This is a genomic window from Paenibacillus diazotrophicus, from assembly GCF_042610465.1.
Genome location: NZ_JBGJZN010000008.1, coordinates 159,559 through 176,023, shown reverse-complemented (window position 1 = coordinate 176,023; position 16,465 = coordinate 159,559). Strand labels below are relative to the sequence as shown.

Sequence of the window (16,465 nt, the reverse complement as noted above, 5' to 3'; positions counted from 1 at the left end):
GTGTCGCCACATATTATTTGTTTTAACAGACTGCTTGCAGTCTAAAGGCCCGCACACCTCCTAATATCATCACAAAAAACCGCCCCTCCCGAGGCGGCTTCCAATCGTTTATTTCACCCGTCACATTCATTGCTCACACTCGAACCCTAGCGCTTGCTACTTCCTTATTTTCCGCCTATTCTCTTGCTTGCTATCTTACCGCAGCCCTACTGTGCAATCTGCTCGCGGATATTCGCGAGAATCTTCTTCTCCAGCCTCGACACCTGGACCTGCGAGATGCCGAGGCGGCTGGCGACTTCAGATTGGGTCTGGTCGCGGTAGTAGCGCAGGTAGACGATCAGGCGCTCGCGCTCAGTCAAGGCCCCGATGGCCTCGTTCAGTGCAAGCTTGTCGAACCAGCGTTCCTGCGTCTCGTCAGCGATCTGATCGATCAGTGTGATCGGATCGCCATCATTCTCGAACACGGTCTCATGGATCGAAGTCGGCGGCTTGTTGGCCTCCTGGGCGAACACGATTTCTTCGGGTGTCACTCCCAGTGCTTCTGCGACTTCACCTATGGTCGGCAAACGGTCCAGCGTTTTGGACATTTCGTCCTTCATTTTGCGGACCCTGTTGGCCATTTCCTTGAGGGAACGGCTGACCTTGAGGGTTCCATCATCCCGGAGGAAACGCTGGATCTCACCGATAATCATCGGCACGGCATAGGTGGAGAATTTGACCTCATAGCTGAGGTCGAATTTATCAACGGACTTCAGCAGTCCGATACAGCCGATCTGGAACAAATCGTCAGGCTCATATCCGCGGTTCATAAACCGCTGCACCACCGACCAGACGAGGCGTATATTACAGTTGACCAGCGTATCGCGAGCCAGATTATCTCCGGCTTGACTGAGTGCGATCAGACGTTTGACCTCCGCATCGTCCAAATAGGTCGGCGGAGCTTTTTTTGACTCTGCATCCATGGCTCCAACCCCTAATTGTATAAAGCTTTTTTCGAGACGATGGTTTTCTTCATTGAAATGGAGGTACCGCGCCCCGGTTCACTTGCAACTTCAAATTCATCCATGAAATTCTCCATAATCGTAAAGCCCATACCCGAGCGTTCCAGCTCCGGCTTGGAAGTATAAAGCGGCTGCTGGGCCAGCTCCAGATCTTCAATTCCCCGGCCTTTATCCTCAATGGTGAGATGCACGGTTTCATGCTCAATGGAGGCGGAGATACTGACAATGCCTTCAGGATCACTATCATACCCGTGGATAATGCAGTTGGTAACAGCCTCTGAGACTACCGTCTTCAGGTCATTCAGCTCCTCCATCGTAGGATCGAGCCTGGAGACAAAAGCCGCTACCACCACGCGAGCGAACGATTCGTTCTCCGACAGTGCGGCGAACTGGACGCTCATGAAGTTAGCTGATTCACTCTTTGTCATAACGCAACCTCCAAATCCGAGAGTGCAGCGCTCTCGTCGTCATATAAGGGCATAATTTTGAACAAGCCCGACATTTCCAGCAGCCTTTTTACAGGGGCGGTGGCGTCACAGACGACCATTTTCCCGCCTTTGCTGCGGATGAGCTTATACCGCCCGAGAATGACGCCCAAGCCCGAGCTGTCCATGAACTGCAGTTCCTTCAGACTGAGAATCAAATGCTCTACCTGACCCCGCATAATCGCTTCATCCATATCCATACGTACATACTCGGCTGCGTGATGATCCAGCTCTCCTGATAGCCGGACAATCAGCACACCCCGGTGATGCTCCATCTCCACATGAGAATTCATACTTGCCACTCTCCTCTTCGTTGCTTTGAGAAAACGTCCTGTACATCATTTCTTTCCCCTACAAGGACAAGGTTTTCTACGCGGGAAATCTATAATCCTGCCTCACGACAAAACTAGAAGAAAACCCCTACGAATCAACAGAAAGCCTGAGATCAATCTACAAAAAGCAAGAAATTAATCAGCTCTGAACAGGGAGCCCGTAGTCCGTTTGAACAGTCTCCACCACCCTGCCTTCGGCACATCCGTGTCCGCCTTCAGCTCATATTCCTTAATCATCGTTGTTCCTTGGTAGACAACCAGTTTGCCTACCGTTTGACCTGCTTTGACAGGGGCTTTAATACTGTCCGGCACGACCAGCTCATGACGGATACCCTCCTGGGTGATTCCCTTCTTCAAAAGCACACTGTAGGTCTCTTTGGCAGTCAGCGGAAGCTGAGTCTTCACGCCTTTCTCAATCTTTACGGTGCCGATGGCGTCTCCATCTTTGTGAATCGTATGGATTTTATACTGGGAAAAGAGGTAATCGAACATCCCCGATACTTCGCTATTGCGCGTTTTGGTGTTAGGTTCACCCATCACCACCGCAATAGCACGCAGTCCATCTCTGGCAGCTGTCGCGGAGAGGCAGAACTTAGCTTCAGACGTATAGCCTGTTTTCAGACCGTCAGCCCCTGTATAAAAGCGTACCAGCTTGTTCGTATTCACCAGCCAGAACGGCTTGGCCGAATCCTTGCGCAGATAATCCTGATAGGAGCCGGTGTATTTGATAATCCGGTCGTGCTTCAAAAGTTCCTGACTGATGACGGCAATGTCGTGGGCAGAGGAATAGTGGTTCTCGGCCGGCAGACCGTTGCAGTTGGCAAAATGCGTGTCCTTCAGGCCAAGCGCTTCGGCCTTTTGATTCATCTGATCAACAAAAGCACTCTCTGAACCAGCCAATTTCTCGGCCATTGCCACCGATGCGTCATTGCCTGAGGCCATGGCTATGCCTTTAAGCATTTCATCTACAGACATTTCTTCGCCGGGCTCCAGAAAAATCTGCGACCCGCCCATTGATGCGGCATATTCGCTAGTCCGGACCTTGTCGGTCAATTGCAATCTGCCTTCATCCAGGGCTTCGACAGTCAACAGCATAGTCATGATTTTGGTAATGCTTGCCGGCGGAAGCTTGTCATGACTGTTCTTTTCATAGATCACAGTGCCGGTGTTCGCGTCCATCAGAATGGCAGAGCGCGCTCCGGGTGCCAGATCCACAGCAGCAGCATTCTTGCCGGTGTCTTTAGCTTTGGCTTCTTCCTCTGCATACGCGCCTGAAGCTGATCCCAGAACCGAAGCAGCAACACATAGCACGAGCAGTACATAACGCATTTTTCTCACAGTGGTTCCCCTCCTGAACATTAACCTTCATATCACAGGTACTGTGTTCCAGTCTGGTCAGAAAGGGTGAAAATTATTCCATTTGTATCTAAAAAAACAGATTAGTCTTCATCAACGTAGCCGAATAAATAGTTTCTACAAGGAATTTACCTACCTTTTCAGCAGAGAGCATGATATCTTGAACTACGTATCAGATATGGAATTGAATCTAGCTCTATAGTTAGACACAAGTCAGCTTTCCGGCCGACAAGAACTATGATAGATCAGGAGGACAAAATCATGCTACAGGAACGACTTTGCAACACCATTCAATCCGAGGCTGAAGCTACAGGCTTTTCGGGTACCGTACTCGTCAAAAGCGCTGCAGTTGCTGCGGCCGCTGGTGCATACGGCTTTGCCGACAAAGCCGAACAAAGACTGAACCGTCTGGGCACACGATTTGGAAATGCCTCCGGCTCCAAGCTGTTCACAGCCATAGCCGTCTGTCAGCTAGTGGAGTCGGGAAAGCTTACGCTGGACAGCAGGGTCCTGGATATCCTGGGCCAGGCGGAGTTTCCCCAGTTCAGCGGTGACATCACCGTTCATCAGCTGCTGACCCATAGCTCAGGCATTCCAGATTATTTTGATGAAGAGACGATGGATGATTTCGCCTCCCTATGGTCGACCCAGCCCATGTATCAGTTAAGACAGCTCAAGGATTTCCTGCCCATGTTCCAAGGACTGCCCATGAAATTCGCGCCAGGCACCAGATTCCATTACAATAACGCGGGGTATATCCTGCTTGGATTACTTGTGGAAAAGATTAGCGGGATGGCATTCTCGGATTATGTGGAACAGCATATTTTTGCAGTCTGCGAAATGGCGGACTCCGGTTATTTCTCTATGGATAATCTCCCCGCCAATACGGCACTTGGCTACATCGTGAACGAAGATGGAACCTATACCACCAACATCTACTCCATTCCTGTAAAAGGAGGCGCGGACGGTGGTGCATTCGTGACCGCATCTGATATGCTGCTGCTGTGGGAAGGGCTGCTTCAGCATAAGCTGCTGAGCCCGGAGCTGACCGCCCTGCTGCTTACCCCTCATATTCATGAGGACCAAGAGGAATTCTATGGCTACGGGGTGTGGATTACAAAACGCGGGGATAAGATCTATAAATATCATGTGATGGGCTACGACCCCGGTGTATCTTTCCATTCTGCACACTATCCTGCTAACGGTATTACAGCGTCTGCGCTCAGTAATCACAGCCAGGGGGCATACCGGATGATGCGAGCTATTGAGGAGTGCCTGGACCCGCAGGCGGATGTATGAAGCTTGAGATTCTTACGGGTGCAAACGGACGAAAGAGTTCTATAGTGCGAATTGTTGTACGAAGTGCAGGATTTTTATAACTTTGGCCTTCTCAGGTGGCCCTTTGTTGTACAAACTGCAAGATTTTCGCCATTTATGTGAGCTCGGCACAAACATTGTTGTACAGCGTGCAAGATTCACACCATTTCAGATTGTTAGAGCGAGTATTGTTGCATAATGTGCAGTATCTCCAATGGTTAACGGATTAGGGGGGGCTTCACCTTTCGAGGAGCCCGTTCCATACATCCAGCTTAAAAAAGCCGTACGAAGTTTTCATTCGTACGGCTTTAATCGCTCATATAGGATTCTGCTATTATGGTTACAATTCAACTCTAATCAATACCGGGTTACCCCATCCTTGGTAACCAAGGCGAACACCAGCGGCTGTGGAGGAACGGGTGCGGCGGAAATCAGGTAAGCTTCCAGCACCTTGGCTTCCGCTTCCTGCACCTTGCTCGCTCCGGCGTCGTTCACATGCAGCACGGCGAGCGTTTCACCTGCCGCTACAGCATCGCCGACTTTCTTGGACAGCTGGATTCCTACCGCCAGATCGATAACCGATTCCTTTGTTTCGCGTCCGGCACCAAGCAGCATGGCTGCGATGCCGATTTGCTCCGCTTGGATGCTCTCCACGTAGCCAGTAGTTTTTGCCTTCACTTCGATGAAGGTCCGTGCTGACGGCAGAGTATCAGGCGACTCCACCTGGGTAACGTCTCCGCCCTGGGCCAGGGCGATCTGCTTGAACTTGGCCAGTGCACTACCATCCTCAATATGGGACTTCAGGATCGCACGTGCTTCGGTCTCATCCTTCGCTTTTCCCCCAAGAACAAGCATCTGGCTTCCAAGAATCAGGCAGACCTCTTCCAGATCCTTAGGACCATGCCCTTTCAGGGTTTCAATACCTTCTTTGATTTCAAGTGCATTGCCGATGCCGTAACCCAGAGGCTGGTCCATGTCGCTGATGACCGCTACCGTGTTGCGCCCCAGATGCGTTCCAATATCGACCATAGCCTGGGCAAGGGCGATGGAATCATCAAGCGTCTTCATGAACGCCCCGCTGCCAGTTTTGACATCGAGCACGATGGCATCCGCGCCGGCGGCGATCTTTTTACTCATGACGGAACTCGCGATCAACGGAATGGATTCCACCGTCGCAGTCACATCACGCAGCGCATACAGTTTCTTGTCCGCAGGGGTGATATTACCCGACTGACCGATGACAGCCGCACCGATCTCGCCAACCTGGGTGAAGAACCGTTCCCGGTCCATTTCCACAGAGAAGCCGCTGATCGACTCCAGCTTGTCCAGTGTGCCACCGGTATGCCCCAGACCTCGGCCGGACATTTTGGCTACCGGTACTCCTGCGGAGGCTACAAGAGGAGCAAGCACCACAGTTGTTTTATCGCCTACCCCGCCTGTGGAATGCTTGTCTACCTTAATGCCAGCAATCGGACTAAGGTCAACCTGATCCCCCGACATAGCCATTTCCAGGGTGAGATCACCGGTTTCACGAGCATTCATCCCCTGGAAGTAGACAGCCATCGCCCAAGCAGAGATTTGATAATCCGGAATCTCGCCTTTACTGTAACCCTGGATCAGATAAGCGATTTCTTCACGACTCAATTCTCCACCGTCTCGTTTCTTCTGAATCAGATCCACTGCGCGCATTATACCTGCACCTCACGTACAAAAGCCCGAACCAGTCCAATAAATTTCGGCTTCGTCAGATTAGCTACCTTCACAACCTGCTCATGGGTCAGCGGCTCCAGCTCATCCCCAATGGCCATATCTGTAATACAAGTAATGCCGAGTACCCGAAGCTTACTGTGGCTGGCAACGATCACTTCCGGCACAGTGGACATCCCGACGGCATCTCCACCGAGGTAAGCAAGCATTTTCAGCTCAGCCGGTGTTTCGTAGGTAGGACCGCTGATTCCAGCATATACACCTTCCTGCAGTACCAGTGCTTCGCCGTCCACACCTTTGACTTCAGCGGACAGCTTTTTGGCCAGAGCTATATATTCGGGATCATAGGCACGGGACATATCCGGGAATCGCACGCCCAGCTCGGGATCATTGGGTCCGATCAGGGGGTTGTCGCCAGTCATGTTCAGATGGTCACTGATCAGCATCAGATCTCCGGCCTTGAATGAACGGTTCATTCCGCCGCCCGCATTGGTAATCACCAGAGTACCTACACCCAGCTTGGCCATTACATATACCGGCAGGACAACCTTCCGCATGGAATAACCTTCGTAGTAGTGGAAACGGCCTTGCATAATTATAACGTCTTTGCCTTCCAGCTTTCCGATGACGAAACGTCCGGCATGACCTTCCACCGTCGAACGCGGAAAGTGTGGGATCTCCTCGTAAGGCAAGTACACGGCATCCTCAATCTGATCGCCCAGATCGCCAAGGCCCGAACCCAGAATCAGACCTATCTTTGGAGCATAGGCACCCAATTTGGATTGAATATACTCAGCGGCTTCTTTGACCTGCATGCCGTAAGGAGTATTTGCGTGTTGTGTCATATGTGTAACGTCCTCCCATTATCGATTGTGTATTGTGTAAGGTCCGTCCAACTGAGGTTTCAGCCTACATCTTCGGAATAAACGCCAGAACCAGCTTCAAAAAGTGCTCGCGCACACGGTCCGCTGTCTCCATAACCTCCGCATGGTTCAGCGGCTGATCCAGAATGCCTGCGGCCATGTTGGTAATGCAGGAAATGCCCAGCACTTCTATGCCGGCATGACGGGCAACGATCGTCTCCGAAACGGTAGACATCCCGACTGCATCCGCACCCTGGCGGCGCAGCATCACGATTTCAGCCGGTGTTTCATAATTCGGTCCAAGCAGCCCGGCATAGACGCCTTCCCTGAATTCAAAACCCTGTGCTGCAGCAGCTTCTCTAGCCACTGCTATCAGACGGGGGCTGTAGGCTGTAGACATATCCGGGAACCGTACACCCAGCGCATTATCATTGGGACCAGTCAGCGGATTGCGTCCGGTCAGGTTCAGATGATCGGTGATCAGCATCAGATCTCCTGGTTTGAAGCCCGTGTTCACACCTCCGGCAGCATTGGTTACCAGCAGGCTGGCAACACCCAGCTCCTTCATCACACGAACAGGAAAGGCCGTTGTTTCGGGACCGTAGCCCTCATACATGTGAAAGCGGCCCTTCATCATGACCACACGGCGTCCTTCGATCATACCGATCAGCAGTTCACCCTCATGCCCTTCCACCGTTGACACCGGAAAATGGGGAATTTCATGATAGGGAATGACCACTTCATCAGTGATCAGATCCGCCAGCACGCCAAGACCGGAACCGAGGATCAGACCGATCTCCGGGGCAACCGGACATTTATCTTTGATATAGATCGCGGCTTCCTGAATATTACTCTGGGTTACTGCGTGCATATGTTATTTTGCCTCCTAAAGAGTGTGTGAGGATTATTTCAATTCCGCCAAAAAGCTTGTCCCGTACTGAGGTGCTTTCGCCCCAAAGTTGTCGGCAATCGTCGCTGCCACATCCGAAAAGGTCTGGCGGATACCCAGGCTGCCCGGATTCTTAAACCGCGGGCTGTAGACCAGCAGCGGCACATATTCACGCGTATGATCGGTTCCGCTGTGGACCGGATCATTCCCGTGATCTGCCGAGATGATCAGAAGGTCGTCTTCTGTTAACGTGGAGAGCAGCTCCGGCAGAGCCTGGTCAAATACCTCCAGAGCATGTCCATATCCCTCGGGATCACGCCGGTGGCCGTACAGGGAGTCGAAGTCTACCAGATTCGTGAACAGAAAGCCGTCAAATGGCTTGCGCAGCTCCGCAATCGTAATTTCAATACCATGCTCATTGCTTTTGGTCGGATAGGAGGCCGTAACCCCTTCACCCGTAAAAATATCATTAATCTTACCGACAGCAATCACGTCTTTGCCGATATCCTGAAGCGTGTTCATAATAGTTGGCTCCGGTGGCTTCACTGCGTAGTCGTGACGGTTCGGCGTGCGTACGAAATTCCCCGGTTCGCCCACATACGGGCGGGCGATGACGCGCCCTACCGAGAATTCTGGAGCCATCGTCAGCTCACGGGCAATAGCACAGGCACTATATAGCTCTTCCAGCGGGATTATATCCTCATGTGCGGCAAGCTGAAATACACTGTCTGCGGATGTATATACAATCCAGGCGCCAGTCTTCATCTGCTCCTCACCGTACTCCACCAGGATTTCGGTGCCTGAAGCCGGTTTGTTACCAATCACCTTGCGGCCGGTAGCGGCTTCAAACTTCTCGATCAGTTCAGCCGGGAATCCGTCAGGGTAAGTATTGAAGGGAATCTCAATTTTGAGTCCCATCAGCTCCCAGTGGCCAGTCATCGTATCTTTGCCAACCGAAACCTCCTGCATTTTACCGTAATACCCGGTTGGGGCAGCTACAGGTTCCAGCGGCGGCAGAGATGCGATATTCGCAAGACCGAGCTGCTGCAGGTTAGGGAGCTTAAGACCCGGCACCCGTTCCAAAATATGACCCAGCGTATGGGCCCCTTTATCTCCAAAACTCTCGGCATCCGGCGCTTCACCGATACCTACACTATCCAGTACAATAAATCCGATTCGTTTAAATGATGACATTGCCGTCTTCACTCCTTTAGTAGTATGCATTTCTCCAGGACGCTGATCTTTCATTAGAGTTCCACCAGGTGGAGCCATAGTTTTCAGTATGATTCCATCATAGCGATCTTACTCACAAAAAGCACCTTTTGCCGGCAGTCCCTTAATTCTTGTAGTTACATCTTCAGATAGGGTACTTCTTGGTTATCTAGCCCGCGGATGATGGCTCTCATAGACTTCCTTCATATTTTTGCGGGCAATCCCGCTATAAATCTGTGTGGTCGAAATATCAGAATGTCCAAGCATCTGCTGAACGGAACGCAGATCAGCCCCACCCTCCAGCAGGTGTGCCGCAAAAGAATGCCTTAAGGTATGCGGTGTAATGTCCTGCTCTATTTGGGCCTCGCGGGCGTATTTTTTAATGATTTTCCAGAATCCCTGACGGGTCAGCCTTCCTCCCAGACTGTTCAGGAACAAGGCGGGCTCATCCGAATTGCCGCGCAGGAGCTTGTCCCGCATGCCGCCAGTGTACTGGGCTACACATTCAGCAGCCATCGTCCCCATGGGAATGATCCGCTCCTTGCCGGAAGAACCGGTGCAGCGCACATACTTCATTTCTGTATGAACATCCTCTACATTCAGCGAGATCAGCTCGGACACACGGATTCCTGTAGCATAGAGCAACTCCAGCATCGCCTTATCGCGTTTGCCAGGGGGGGTATCTTCACCAGGTGCATCCAGCAACCGCTCCATCTCTTCCACACTCAATATCATCGGCGGCTTGCTGCTTGGCTTGATTTTGTCCATATCCAGCGTCGGGTCCTGCCCGATCATACGCTTCTTCAGTAAATAATGAAAAAAAGCCCGGAGTGACACCGTATTCCGGTTCACCGTTGCGGCTGCACGCCCTGCTCCCCGTTGTTCTGCGAGGTAGAGCATAATATGTGATCTTTTGATCTCTTCAGGCGAGGCTAGGCCCCGTTCTTCCGCAAACTCCATAAACTGCAAAATATCCCGTCCGTAGGACTCAAGTGTGCTTGGCGACAAGCCTTTGTCTTCGGACAAATACTGCATAAACGGCTGCAAATGTGACTTCATCAATCCACGCTCCTGTCTAACTCAGGCTGCTCTTCACGATTCTGCAGCATTCTAGGCATAAGGCTTACGGCAGGCTTATAAGGGCAGGCCCTGTCCGGTCCCACCCTTGTCTTTTTCGACAGACTCTCAGCTATTTCCTGCTTATGAAGTAGTGCTCACTCCCCATACCAGTAATAAAACCGCAATCTTTCCCCCGCGCCAAGCGCTTCGGGACTATGCGGAACCTCCTGAAATGCCCGGACAGCCGTGCCTTCGGGAATTTCATTATATTCATAAGGGTTGATCCAACTGCTGATCCAGTTCAAAGCATAATAGGCAAGGCAGCTCATGGCTACCAGCAGCGTCATAAAATACAAACGGCGCATGGTCTTGGGTACAGAGACAATCATCAGGACTCCTCCTAAAAGTTATATGAAGCAAGTTAGCCCCACCGACTCGTCCTACACTGTATGCGCCGCTGACTTCTATTATGTATGAAGCTTCTGTAAATCATTTAAAAAGCCCCCTCCGGTACATCGTACCGGTGAGAGCTTATGTGGTAAAACTTCATCTATAAGCTTATTCGGAAGGGCTGCTGTCCGTGTTGTTCTTGTCTTTGCAGCGGTAGCAGATTCCGTGAAAATCAAGTCTATGATCAAGCACGGTAAAATTATATTCATTCTCCAGCCGCTCTTCCAGCGGTCCGAGCCAATCTTCGCGGATCTCATCCATCGTTCCACACTGCACGCAGATCAGATGGTGGTGGTGATGCTTCGCTGTATCCGTACGAAGATCGTAACGGGCAACGCCATCGCCAAAATTAATCTTCTCCACGACATGAAGCTCGCTTAGCAGCTCCAAGGTACGATAGACAGTGGCGAGACCAATCTCAGGGGCCTTCTCTTTAACCAGCATGAACACATCTTCTGCGCTTAAGTGGTCTTCCTCATTCTCCAGCAGTACTCTTAAAGTCGCTTCCCGTTGGGGTGTGAGCTTGTATCCTTGGGATTGTAGTTGTTGCTTAATCTTATCTATCCGGGCTTCCATTGTCTGCCTCCCCCTTGGAAAATTACCGCACCGGGCTTCAAATCACTTCTTCCATTATAGGGGGAGTCGGTTTGAGAAGTCAAACGCTTTTGGAACAGAGTGATCCGACGAAGAAGAGGATAATCCCTGTTATCCTTTGGGAACCAGCATAGGTGTAACCCAGCGCATCATTGATGGGGTGACCCAGGCTTCGAAGCCGGACACGCCCAGCACCAGAACTGCCAGTCCGAGGGAGAGCAGTGTGTACATAGCGAATGGCCGGGTTACCGGAGAACGCCGCTGGCCCAGCACCCGGCTGCGGATCATCAGCAGGGAAAATGCAATCGCTGCCGCGCTGCCAACCAGCAGCACCGGAATCAGCACGAGATTATGCGGCGCAACCGAGACCAGCGCGAACAGCATTCCGTGCCAGGAATATTCGCTGACCAGGCAGCCAACAGTGAATCCGATCAGTACGCCTTTGAGAAAATCAAGGATCAGTATGCCGGGCAGTCCGATCACAGACAATCCGAGAATCCAGATCAGACCGATCCATTTCAGATTCAGCGCGGCAATATCCCAGTAAGAATCCGGAGCCGCAGGAAGCCCGTGTTGATCAACGGTGACGAAGAAATTACCCAGATAATCCCCAAGCTCCTGCTGCTGATCCAGCGTAAGTGCACTCACAATCAAAGCCCCGAAAACGACCCCAACCAAAAACAATACCGCGACAAAAATATAAAGAGGCGTCTGTTCCTTCATCATCAGCCGTAGACTACGCATCGGGACGTTCTCCTTTCCGGTCATATGTTACACCATATGAGGAAACGTCCCGCTCTATGACTTGTCCTTGAAGGCTGAGTAACTACTTTCAGCCGCATATACACGTTGAAATCAATAAAGCTGTCTCATCAGCAGTTAGTGTACTGCTGCTGTGACAGCCTTCGCCGTTAGCTTTTCACTACCTTGCCGTAAGTCCCGCCGCCGCCGGACGACAGCTCCAGCGTGCCGGAACGGGCTTTCACAATCTGCGCGGCCAATTCCGCTCCGGCTACAGCGGCCAATTCCGCCTCACCGGCAGTATGCAGAATCCTCATCTCAGTACCAAAAGCCTGCAGCAATAGCTCCAGCTTGCGCTTGCCTAACCCCGGAATAAACTCCAAGGGCACCTGATAATGGTATGGCGGCCGATGTAAAGGAATCACAGGCTCCTTGCGGTCAGCTATGGCCAGAATCCGGTCTAGTACGCCCTGGACCAATTTTTGGCTTCCGCAATACGGACAACGCTCCGAGGTCGCATATGCCTCATCCACAATGCTGCCACAGCCCGCACAATAAGTACGGTGGTACTTGCCAAGCCGCGGATTCAATCCATAGTTAGCGCTGACCCTGCGCCCTTCCTGACGTGCCAGCGCGAGCCGCAGCTCAGCGAAAGAGGGCCTTTCCATTTCAATCACATTATACTCGCGGCCGATTTTACCAAGTGAATGGGCATCAGAATTGGTCAGGAAGGTGTAAGGGTCAAGCTCGGAAATATAACCCGCCATTTCGGAATCGGCGCTTAGCCCAAGCTCCATCGCAGCGATCCTGTCCAGATCAAACAGCTCAGCCATCCGTTCAGCGGCACACCCGTACAGTCCTTTATGTGGGGTGAAAATATGTGCCGGAATGAGTATCCCGCCCCGACCGCAGATTTCATCCTGCAGCTCCCGGGCCGGCACATATAGCCGCTGAGAGCTTAGATTGATGTTACGCATATGCTTGCTCATCCAGCTACTGAATTCTTCCATCGCCGCAAGGTCTGGCAGGAAGGCCAGGACATGGCACTCTTTTCGCCCGGGCTCACGAATTTCGATTTCCGTTCCCAGCACAATCGTCGTCCCCTGGTAGGCAATTCCGCCTCCATCCGCTTCGCTCATCTCGCCGGAAGCCAACAGTGTGCGGATATCCGCCTGAACGCCTGGCGCATGACTGTCAATAATGCCGATCAGTTCCATGCCTTTGCGCTGCGCAGCCTCTTTGGCGATATTGGCAAATGTAAGGCTGCTGCTGCCGCTGATTTTAACAGCTTGCCCTTCAGAGGTCCGCCCGATATGCACATGAAGGTCACAATAAAAACTCTGTAGCTTAGCTTCTAATGCCATTGGCCTGTAAGTGTAAATAAGTGCCAAGCGTAGACAGCCATCATCGTCTTGGCGTCGGCAATGCGCCCGTCCGCGATGTATTGATACGCTTCCTCCAGAGTCAGCTCCGAAACCTCCAGGAACTCGTCTTCATCCAGCGCCATATCTCCCGGCTGGGCATTGTCGGTGACATACAAGTGGATGATCTCATCCGCAAAACCGGGAGAAGTATAGAACGACTTCAGCAGCTTTAGCTCTCCGCTGTGAAAACCCGTTTCTTCCTGAAGCTCGCGTCCGGCTGCAGCCAGGGGATCTTCGCCTTTATCCAGCTTGCCTGCAGGAATTTCCACTTCGGTGCGGTGCATAGGCTGACGGTACTGCTCAACCACAAGCATTTTGCCCTTGTTCAGTGCCAGCACAGCTACAGCACCGGGATGCTTCACAACCTCACGTGTGGCGGTATTGCCATCAGGCAGCTTAACGGTATCCACCTGAAGCGTAATGATTTTACCTTCAAAAATCGGTTGTGTGGACAAGGTTTCTTCATCCAGGGCGGGATTGCGGTTGATTTCATCTTTTTTCATAGGTTAATGGTCTCCTTTGGCTTCAATATGCATAGGGTGTATTATAGCAAACTTACGAGGAAAGAAGGAATGCAAGCATGAATGATATCCTTGTCCGTACAAGCTCATCCGCCGTCACAATGGTAGGCAGACCCGAGCATATTAAGGCTGTGATCGCCGGGTGGATGAAGCAATATGGACGTGATATGCCTCTGGCTTATATCCTGATGCTGCATTCCGAAGGACAGAAAAACAATGTGAACAAAGCCGGTTAATCTTTCTTGCATACTTCCCTGGTATTCGGCCAGGCGAGTAAACATAAGGAGCTGTTCCCGGGGAGGACCGGAGACAGCTCCTTCATGTATTTACTGCTGAATCCTAGCCGCTCGTGACTGGATTAGCCCTGTACACTTTCCTTGACTATAGCCACAACGAGTTCAGCTACCTTAACGATATCCGCGGCTTTGATCCGTTCTTTGGTGGTATGAATATGCTCATAGCCTACGGCCAGATTTACCGTTGGAACCTTCAGCCCATTGAATACATTGGCATCGCTGCCGCCGCCGGACGCGAACAATCTCGGGGTCAGCCCAAGCGAGGTAATCGCACGTTCCGCCAGCTTCACCACAGGATCATGCTCATTGAAGCTGAACGCCGGATAAATGATTTCACTGCGGAACTCACTTTCCGCACCGTATTCACGGGTCGTTGTCTCCAGTGCTTCACGCATGGAAGCAATCTGCCGCTCTACTTTTTCCTGTACAATACTGCGAGCTTCCGCATCCAGCTGCACATGGTCACAGACCACATTCGTCGGACCGCCTCCGGCAAACTTGCCGATATTCGCTGTCGTCTCATTGTCGATGCGTCCAAGCTTCATCGCGGAGATGGCTTTGCTGGCGACTTGAATCGCGCTGATTCCATCCTCCGGATTCACTCCGGCATGAGCGGATTTGCCAAAAATCTGCATCGTCACCTTAGCTTGGGTCGGCGCAGCCACAGCTATAGCTCCCACTTCACCGTTGGAATCCAGCGCAAAGCCGAAATCGGCATCCAGATGGCTCGGGTCCATATTCCGGGCACCCAATAGTCCTGATTCTTCACCTGCAGTAATAACAAACTGAAGCTGTCCATGGGCCAGATTGTCCTCCTGAATTACGCGAATGGCTTCGAAGAGAGCAGCGAGTCCAGCCTTGTCATCCGAGCCAAGAATCGTGCTGCCGTCACTGGTAATCCAGCCGTCTGCACCCAGGGTAGGCTGAATATTTTGACCGGGAACTACGGTATCCATATGGCAGGTGAACAGCATCTTCGGTGCTGAAACCCCCTCTACAGCTGGCCAGGTAACGAACAGATTGCCCGCTCCATGACCTGTACGTTCCTTGGAATCATCTTCAATGACAGTAAGGCCTAGGGCGCTGAATTTATCTTTGAGGACATCGGCAATCTGCCGTTCATTTCCTGTTTCACTATCTACACGGACAAGCTCCATGAATTCCTGAATCAAGCGTTCTTGTGAGATCATCGGACTTCCCTCTCTTTCACGGATACGTTACAATAGTAGTATTGTGCTGAACATTCCATATGCTTTTAACTTAAACTAATTTCAAAGGAGTCACTCATGCAACGTCAAAAATGGTTCCGCATCGTTATCTATGTTATGTTGATCGCCATGATCGCATCTACTGTGCTCTTCGTTCTAGAGCCTTTCCTGGCTGGTTAAGTCCCGCCTTAGCCCCGTTAATAATAGCGTCCGGATATCCGGGCGCTATTTGACTTAAGTGTACTTGTGAATCTTCAGCTTATTCAGTCAGTTGCGATTCCGGCTGTATTACAGCACCAGACGTTTCATAAGGAAAATGCTTCAGGAAATAAGGAATCAGTTCCCCGGCTACTTCCTCTAGCTCAAAGGTTCGTCCTGTACATTCCTCCAGCGAAGTGACCCCGTATTCGGCAATCCCGCACGGAATAATGCCCTGAAATCCCTGTTCTCCAATCCCTGCAGTGATATTAAAAGCAAAACCGTGGCTGGTGATAAAACCTTTGCGGAATTTGCTCTTATTGAACTTTACCCCAATGGCACAGATCTTCTCATCACCAACCCACACACCGGTATATTCCGGTTTGCGGCTGCCTTCAATCCCGTAATCAGCCAAATAATCAATAATTACAGACTCCAGACGGCGCAGATAGCCGTGCAAATCCACCTTGCCATCCACCCCAAGCTTCAGCAGAGGATACCCGACCAGTTGGCCGGGACCATGATATGTAATATCTCCTCCCCGGTCGATTTCAAACAGCGAAATACCTTTTTGCTTAAGCTGCTCGGCACTGAGGAGAAGATGTTCCGGATGGTGCTGGGAGCCGATGGTATAAGTAGGCGGATGCTGCAAAAGAATGAGCCGCTCCGGCCCTGTTCCGGCATCAATCGCCTGAACAGCCTCTTTCTGCAGATTCCAGGCGGCCCCGTATTCCATCAGCGGGAGATATGAAACATCCAGTAAGCTTAAATCCTTGCTGCTCATACGCTCAGGTCCCCTTTGTACTACAGTC

Annotated in this window: 19 protein-coding genes; 3 read left to right on the top strand and 16 right to left on the bottom strand. The window is 51.5% G+C overall.

All coding sequences use genetic code 11. The features are described 5' to 3' along the window. Positions 1-206: 206 nt before the first annotated feature. The 4 genes from sigF to ACAN54_RS25350 all read right to left on the bottom strand — a co-directional run bounded on the left by sigF (position 207) and on the right by ACAN54_RS25350 (position 3,147). On the bottom strand, positions 207-962 hold the full coding sequence (gene sigF, locus ACAN54_RS25365; RefSeq protein ID WP_025704171.1) for an RNA polymerase sporulation sigma factor SigF: 756 nt from the start codon (positions 960-962) through the stop codon (positions 207-209). Positions 963-973: 11 nt separating this feature from the next. Next, positions 974-1,429: an anti-sigma F factor gene (gene spoIIAB / locus ACAN54_RS25360; protein ID WP_379162085.1), complete on the bottom strand. Its 456-nt coding sequence runs from the start codon at positions 1,427-1,429 to the stop codon at positions 974-976. Then, a complete protein-coding gene (spoIIAA, locus tag ACAN54_RS25355; RefSeq protein ID WP_062522208.1) occupies positions 1,426-1,779 on the bottom strand; it encodes an anti-sigma F factor antagonist in 354 nt (117 codons plus the stop codon). The genes spoIIAB and spoIIAA overlap by 4 nt, the downstream gene beginning before the upstream one ends. A 174-nt stretch (positions 1,780-1,953) precedes the next feature. Further along, positions 1,954-3,147: a D-alanyl-D-alanine carboxypeptidase family protein gene (locus tag ACAN54_RS25350; protein WP_379162537.1), complete on the bottom strand. Its 1,194-nt coding sequence runs from the start codon at positions 3,145-3,147 to the stop codon at positions 1,954-1,956. Between the two features lie 288 nt (positions 3,148-3,435). Between ACAN54_RS25350 and ACAN54_RS25345 the strand changes: the two genes are divergently transcribed. Beyond that, the gene (locus ACAN54_RS25345; RefSeq protein WP_379162082.1) at positions 3,436-4,473 is read left to right on the top strand and encodes a serine hydrolase domain-containing protein; all 1,038 of its coding nucleotides are present in this window, start codon (positions 3,436-3,438) and stop codon (positions 4,471-4,473) included. Positions 4,474-4,848: 375 nt separating this feature from the next. Here the strand turns inward: ACAN54_RS25345 and ACAN54_RS25340 are convergent, their stop codons facing one another. From ACAN54_RS25340 to ACAN54_RS25295, 10 genes are all read right to left on the bottom strand, one after another. Next, complete coding sequence (locus ACAN54_RS25340) at positions 4,849-6,180, bottom strand: pyrimidine-nucleoside phosphorylase (protein ID WP_379162079.1); 1,332 nt, start codon at positions 6,178-6,180, stop codon at positions 4,849-4,851. Next, positions 6,180-7,043 carry a purine-nucleoside phosphorylase gene (locus tag ACAN54_RS25335; RefSeq protein ID WP_379162076.1) on the bottom strand — a complete coding sequence of 288 codons (864 nt, stop codon included), beginning with the start codon at positions 7,041-7,043 and terminating at the stop codon, positions 6,180-6,182. Before ACAN54_RS25335 ends, ACAN54_RS25340 begins: the two co-directional genes overlap by 1 nt. A gap of 64 nt (positions 7,044-7,107) precedes the next feature. Next, entirely contained in the window at positions 7,108-7,932 is an 825-nt protein-coding gene (locus ACAN54_RS25330) for a purine-nucleoside phosphorylase (RefSeq protein ID WP_379162073.1), read from the bottom strand. Positions 7,933-7,965: 33 nt separating this feature from the next. Further along, on the bottom strand, positions 7,966-9,144 hold the full coding sequence (gene deoB, locus ACAN54_RS25325; RefSeq protein ID WP_379162534.1) for a phosphopentomutase: 1,179 nt from the start codon (positions 9,142-9,144) through the stop codon (positions 7,966-7,968). A gap of 183 nt (positions 9,145-9,327) precedes the next feature. After that, positions 9,328-10,221 (bottom strand): site-specific tyrosine recombinase XerD, encoded by an 894-nt coding sequence (gene xerD, locus ACAN54_RS25320; protein ID WP_379162070.1) that lies wholly within the window; start codon positions 10,219-10,221, stop codon positions 9,328-9,330. A gap of 155 nt (positions 10,222-10,376) precedes the next feature. Continuing rightward, positions 10,377-10,610, bottom strand: coding sequence for a DUF4227 family protein (locus ACAN54_RS25315; protein ID WP_379162067.1), 234 nt, complete (start codon positions 10,608-10,610; stop codon positions 10,377-10,379). A 169-nt stretch (positions 10,611-10,779) separates the two neighbouring features. After that, positions 10,780-11,247, bottom strand: a complete 468-nt coding sequence (gene fur / locus ACAN54_RS25310; RefSeq protein WP_379162065.1) for a ferric iron uptake transcriptional regulator — start codon at positions 11,245-11,247, stop codon at positions 10,780-10,782. A gap of 129 nt (positions 11,248-11,376) precedes the next feature. Continuing rightward, entirely contained in the window at positions 11,377-12,009 is a 633-nt protein-coding gene (spoIIM, locus tag ACAN54_RS25305; RefSeq protein WP_379162062.1) for a stage II sporulation protein M, read from the bottom strand. A 167-nt stretch (positions 12,010-12,176) separates the two neighbouring features. Next, positions 12,177-13,370: an endonuclease Q family protein gene (locus tag ACAN54_RS25300; RefSeq protein WP_379162059.1), complete on the bottom strand. Its 1,194-nt coding sequence runs from the start codon at positions 13,368-13,370 to the stop codon at positions 12,177-12,179. Continuing rightward, positions 13,361-13,933 (bottom strand): NUDIX hydrolase, encoded by a 573-nt coding sequence (locus ACAN54_RS25295; RefSeq protein ID WP_379162056.1) that lies wholly within the window; start codon positions 13,931-13,933, stop codon positions 13,361-13,363. Before ACAN54_RS25295 ends, ACAN54_RS25300 begins: the two co-directional genes overlap by 10 nt. A gap of 77 nt (positions 13,934-14,010) precedes the next feature. Between ACAN54_RS25295 and ACAN54_RS25290 the strand changes: the two genes are divergently transcribed. Then, entirely contained in the window at positions 14,011-14,187 is a 177-nt protein-coding gene (locus ACAN54_RS25290; protein WP_379162053.1) for a hypothetical protein, read from the top strand. 122 nt (positions 14,188-14,309) lie between these two features. Here ACAN54_RS25290 and ACAN54_RS25285 read toward each other — a convergent pair whose 3' ends face one another. Further along, entirely contained in the window at positions 14,310-15,437 is a 1,128-nt protein-coding gene (locus ACAN54_RS25285) for a M20/M25/M40 family metallo-hydrolase (protein ID WP_379162050.1), read from the bottom strand. 96 nt (positions 15,438-15,533) lie between these two features. On the opposite strand from ACAN54_RS25285, the gene prli42 reads away from it, so the two are divergent. Next, positions 15,534-15,635: a stressosome-associated protein Prli42 gene (gene prli42, locus ACAN54_RS25280; RefSeq protein ID WP_143186211.1), complete on the top strand. Its 102-nt coding sequence runs from the start codon at positions 15,534-15,536 to the stop codon at positions 15,633-15,635. A gap of 79 nt (positions 15,636-15,714) precedes the next feature. Here the strand turns inward: prli42 and lipB are convergent, their stop codons facing one another. Beyond that, a complete protein-coding gene (lipB, locus tag ACAN54_RS25275; protein WP_379162047.1) occupies positions 15,715-16,437 on the bottom strand; it encodes a lipoyl(octanoyl) transferase LipB in 723 nt (240 codons plus the stop codon). Positions 16,438-16,465: the final 28 nt, after the last annotated feature.

What these genes read in the sequence shown, in the direction of transcription:
- sigF (WP_025704171.1), bottom strand. Translation starts at nt 962, where the DNA reads ATGGATGCAGAGTCAAAAAAAGCTCCGCCGACCTATTTGGACGATGCG.
- spoIIAB (WP_379162085.1), bottom strand. Translation starts at nt 1,429, where the DNA reads ATGACAAAGAGTGAATCAGCTAACTTCATGAGCGTCCAGTTCGCCGCA.
- spoIIAA (WP_062522208.1), bottom strand. Translation starts at nt 1,779, where the DNA reads ATGAATTCTCATGTGGAGATGGAGCATCACCGGGGTGTGCTGATTGTC.
- ACAN54_RS25350 (WP_379162537.1), bottom strand. Translation starts at nt 3,147, where the DNA reads ATGCGTTATGTACTGCTCGTGCTATGTGTTGCTGCTTCGGTTCTGGGA.
- ACAN54_RS25345 (WP_379162082.1), top strand. Translation starts at nt 3,436, where the DNA reads ATGCTACAGGAACGACTTTGCAACACCATTCAATCCGAGGCTGAAGCT.
- ACAN54_RS25340 (WP_379162079.1), bottom strand. Translation starts at nt 6,180, where the DNA reads ATGCGCGCAGTGGATCTGATTCAGAAGAAACGAGACGGTGGAGAATTG.
- ACAN54_RS25335 (WP_379162076.1), bottom strand. Translation starts at nt 7,043, where the DNA reads ATGACACAACACGCAAATACTCCTTACGGCATGCAGGTCAAAGAAGCC.
- ACAN54_RS25330 (WP_379162073.1), bottom strand. Translation starts at nt 7,932, where the DNA reads ATGCACGCAGTAACCCAGAGTAATATTCAGGAAGCCGCGATCTATATC.
- deoB (WP_379162534.1), bottom strand. Translation starts at nt 9,144, where the DNA reads ATGTCATCATTTAAACGAATCGGATTTATTGTACTGGATAGTGTAGGT.
- xerD (WP_379162070.1), bottom strand. Translation starts at nt 10,221, where the DNA reads ATGAAGTCACATTTGCAGCCGTTTATGCAGTATTTGTCCGAAGACAAA.
- ACAN54_RS25315 (WP_379162067.1), bottom strand. Translation starts at nt 10,610, where the DNA reads ATGATTGTCTCTGTACCCAAGACCATGCGCCGTTTGTATTTTATGACG.
- fur (WP_379162065.1), bottom strand. Translation starts at nt 11,247, where the DNA reads ATGGAAGCCCGGATAGATAAGATTAAGCAACAACTACAATCCCAAGGA.
- spoIIM (WP_379162062.1), bottom strand. Translation starts at nt 12,009, where the DNA reads ATGCGTAGTCTACGGCTGATGATGAAGGAACAGACGCCTCTTTATATT.
- ACAN54_RS25300 (WP_379162059.1), bottom strand. Translation starts at nt 13,370, where the DNA reads ATGGCATTAGAAGCTAAGCTACAGAGTTTTTATTGTGACCTTCATGTG.
- ACAN54_RS25295 (WP_379162056.1), bottom strand. Translation starts at nt 13,933, where the DNA reads ATGAAAAAAGATGAAATCAACCGCAATCCCGCCCTGGATGAAGAAACC.
- ACAN54_RS25290 (WP_379162053.1), top strand. Translation starts at nt 14,011, where the DNA reads ATGAATGATATCCTTGTCCGTACAAGCTCATCCGCCGTCACAATGGTA.
- ACAN54_RS25285 (WP_379162050.1), bottom strand. Translation starts at nt 15,437, where the DNA reads ATGATCTCACAAGAACGCTTGATTCAGGAATTCATGGAGCTTGTCCGT.
- prli42 (WP_143186211.1), top strand. Translation starts at nt 15,534, where the DNA reads ATGCAACGTCAAAAATGGTTCCGCATCGTTATCTATGTTATGTTGATC.
- lipB (WP_379162047.1), bottom strand. Translation starts at nt 16,437, where the DNA reads ATGAGCAGCAAGGATTTAAGCTTACTGGATGTTTCATATCTCCCGCTG.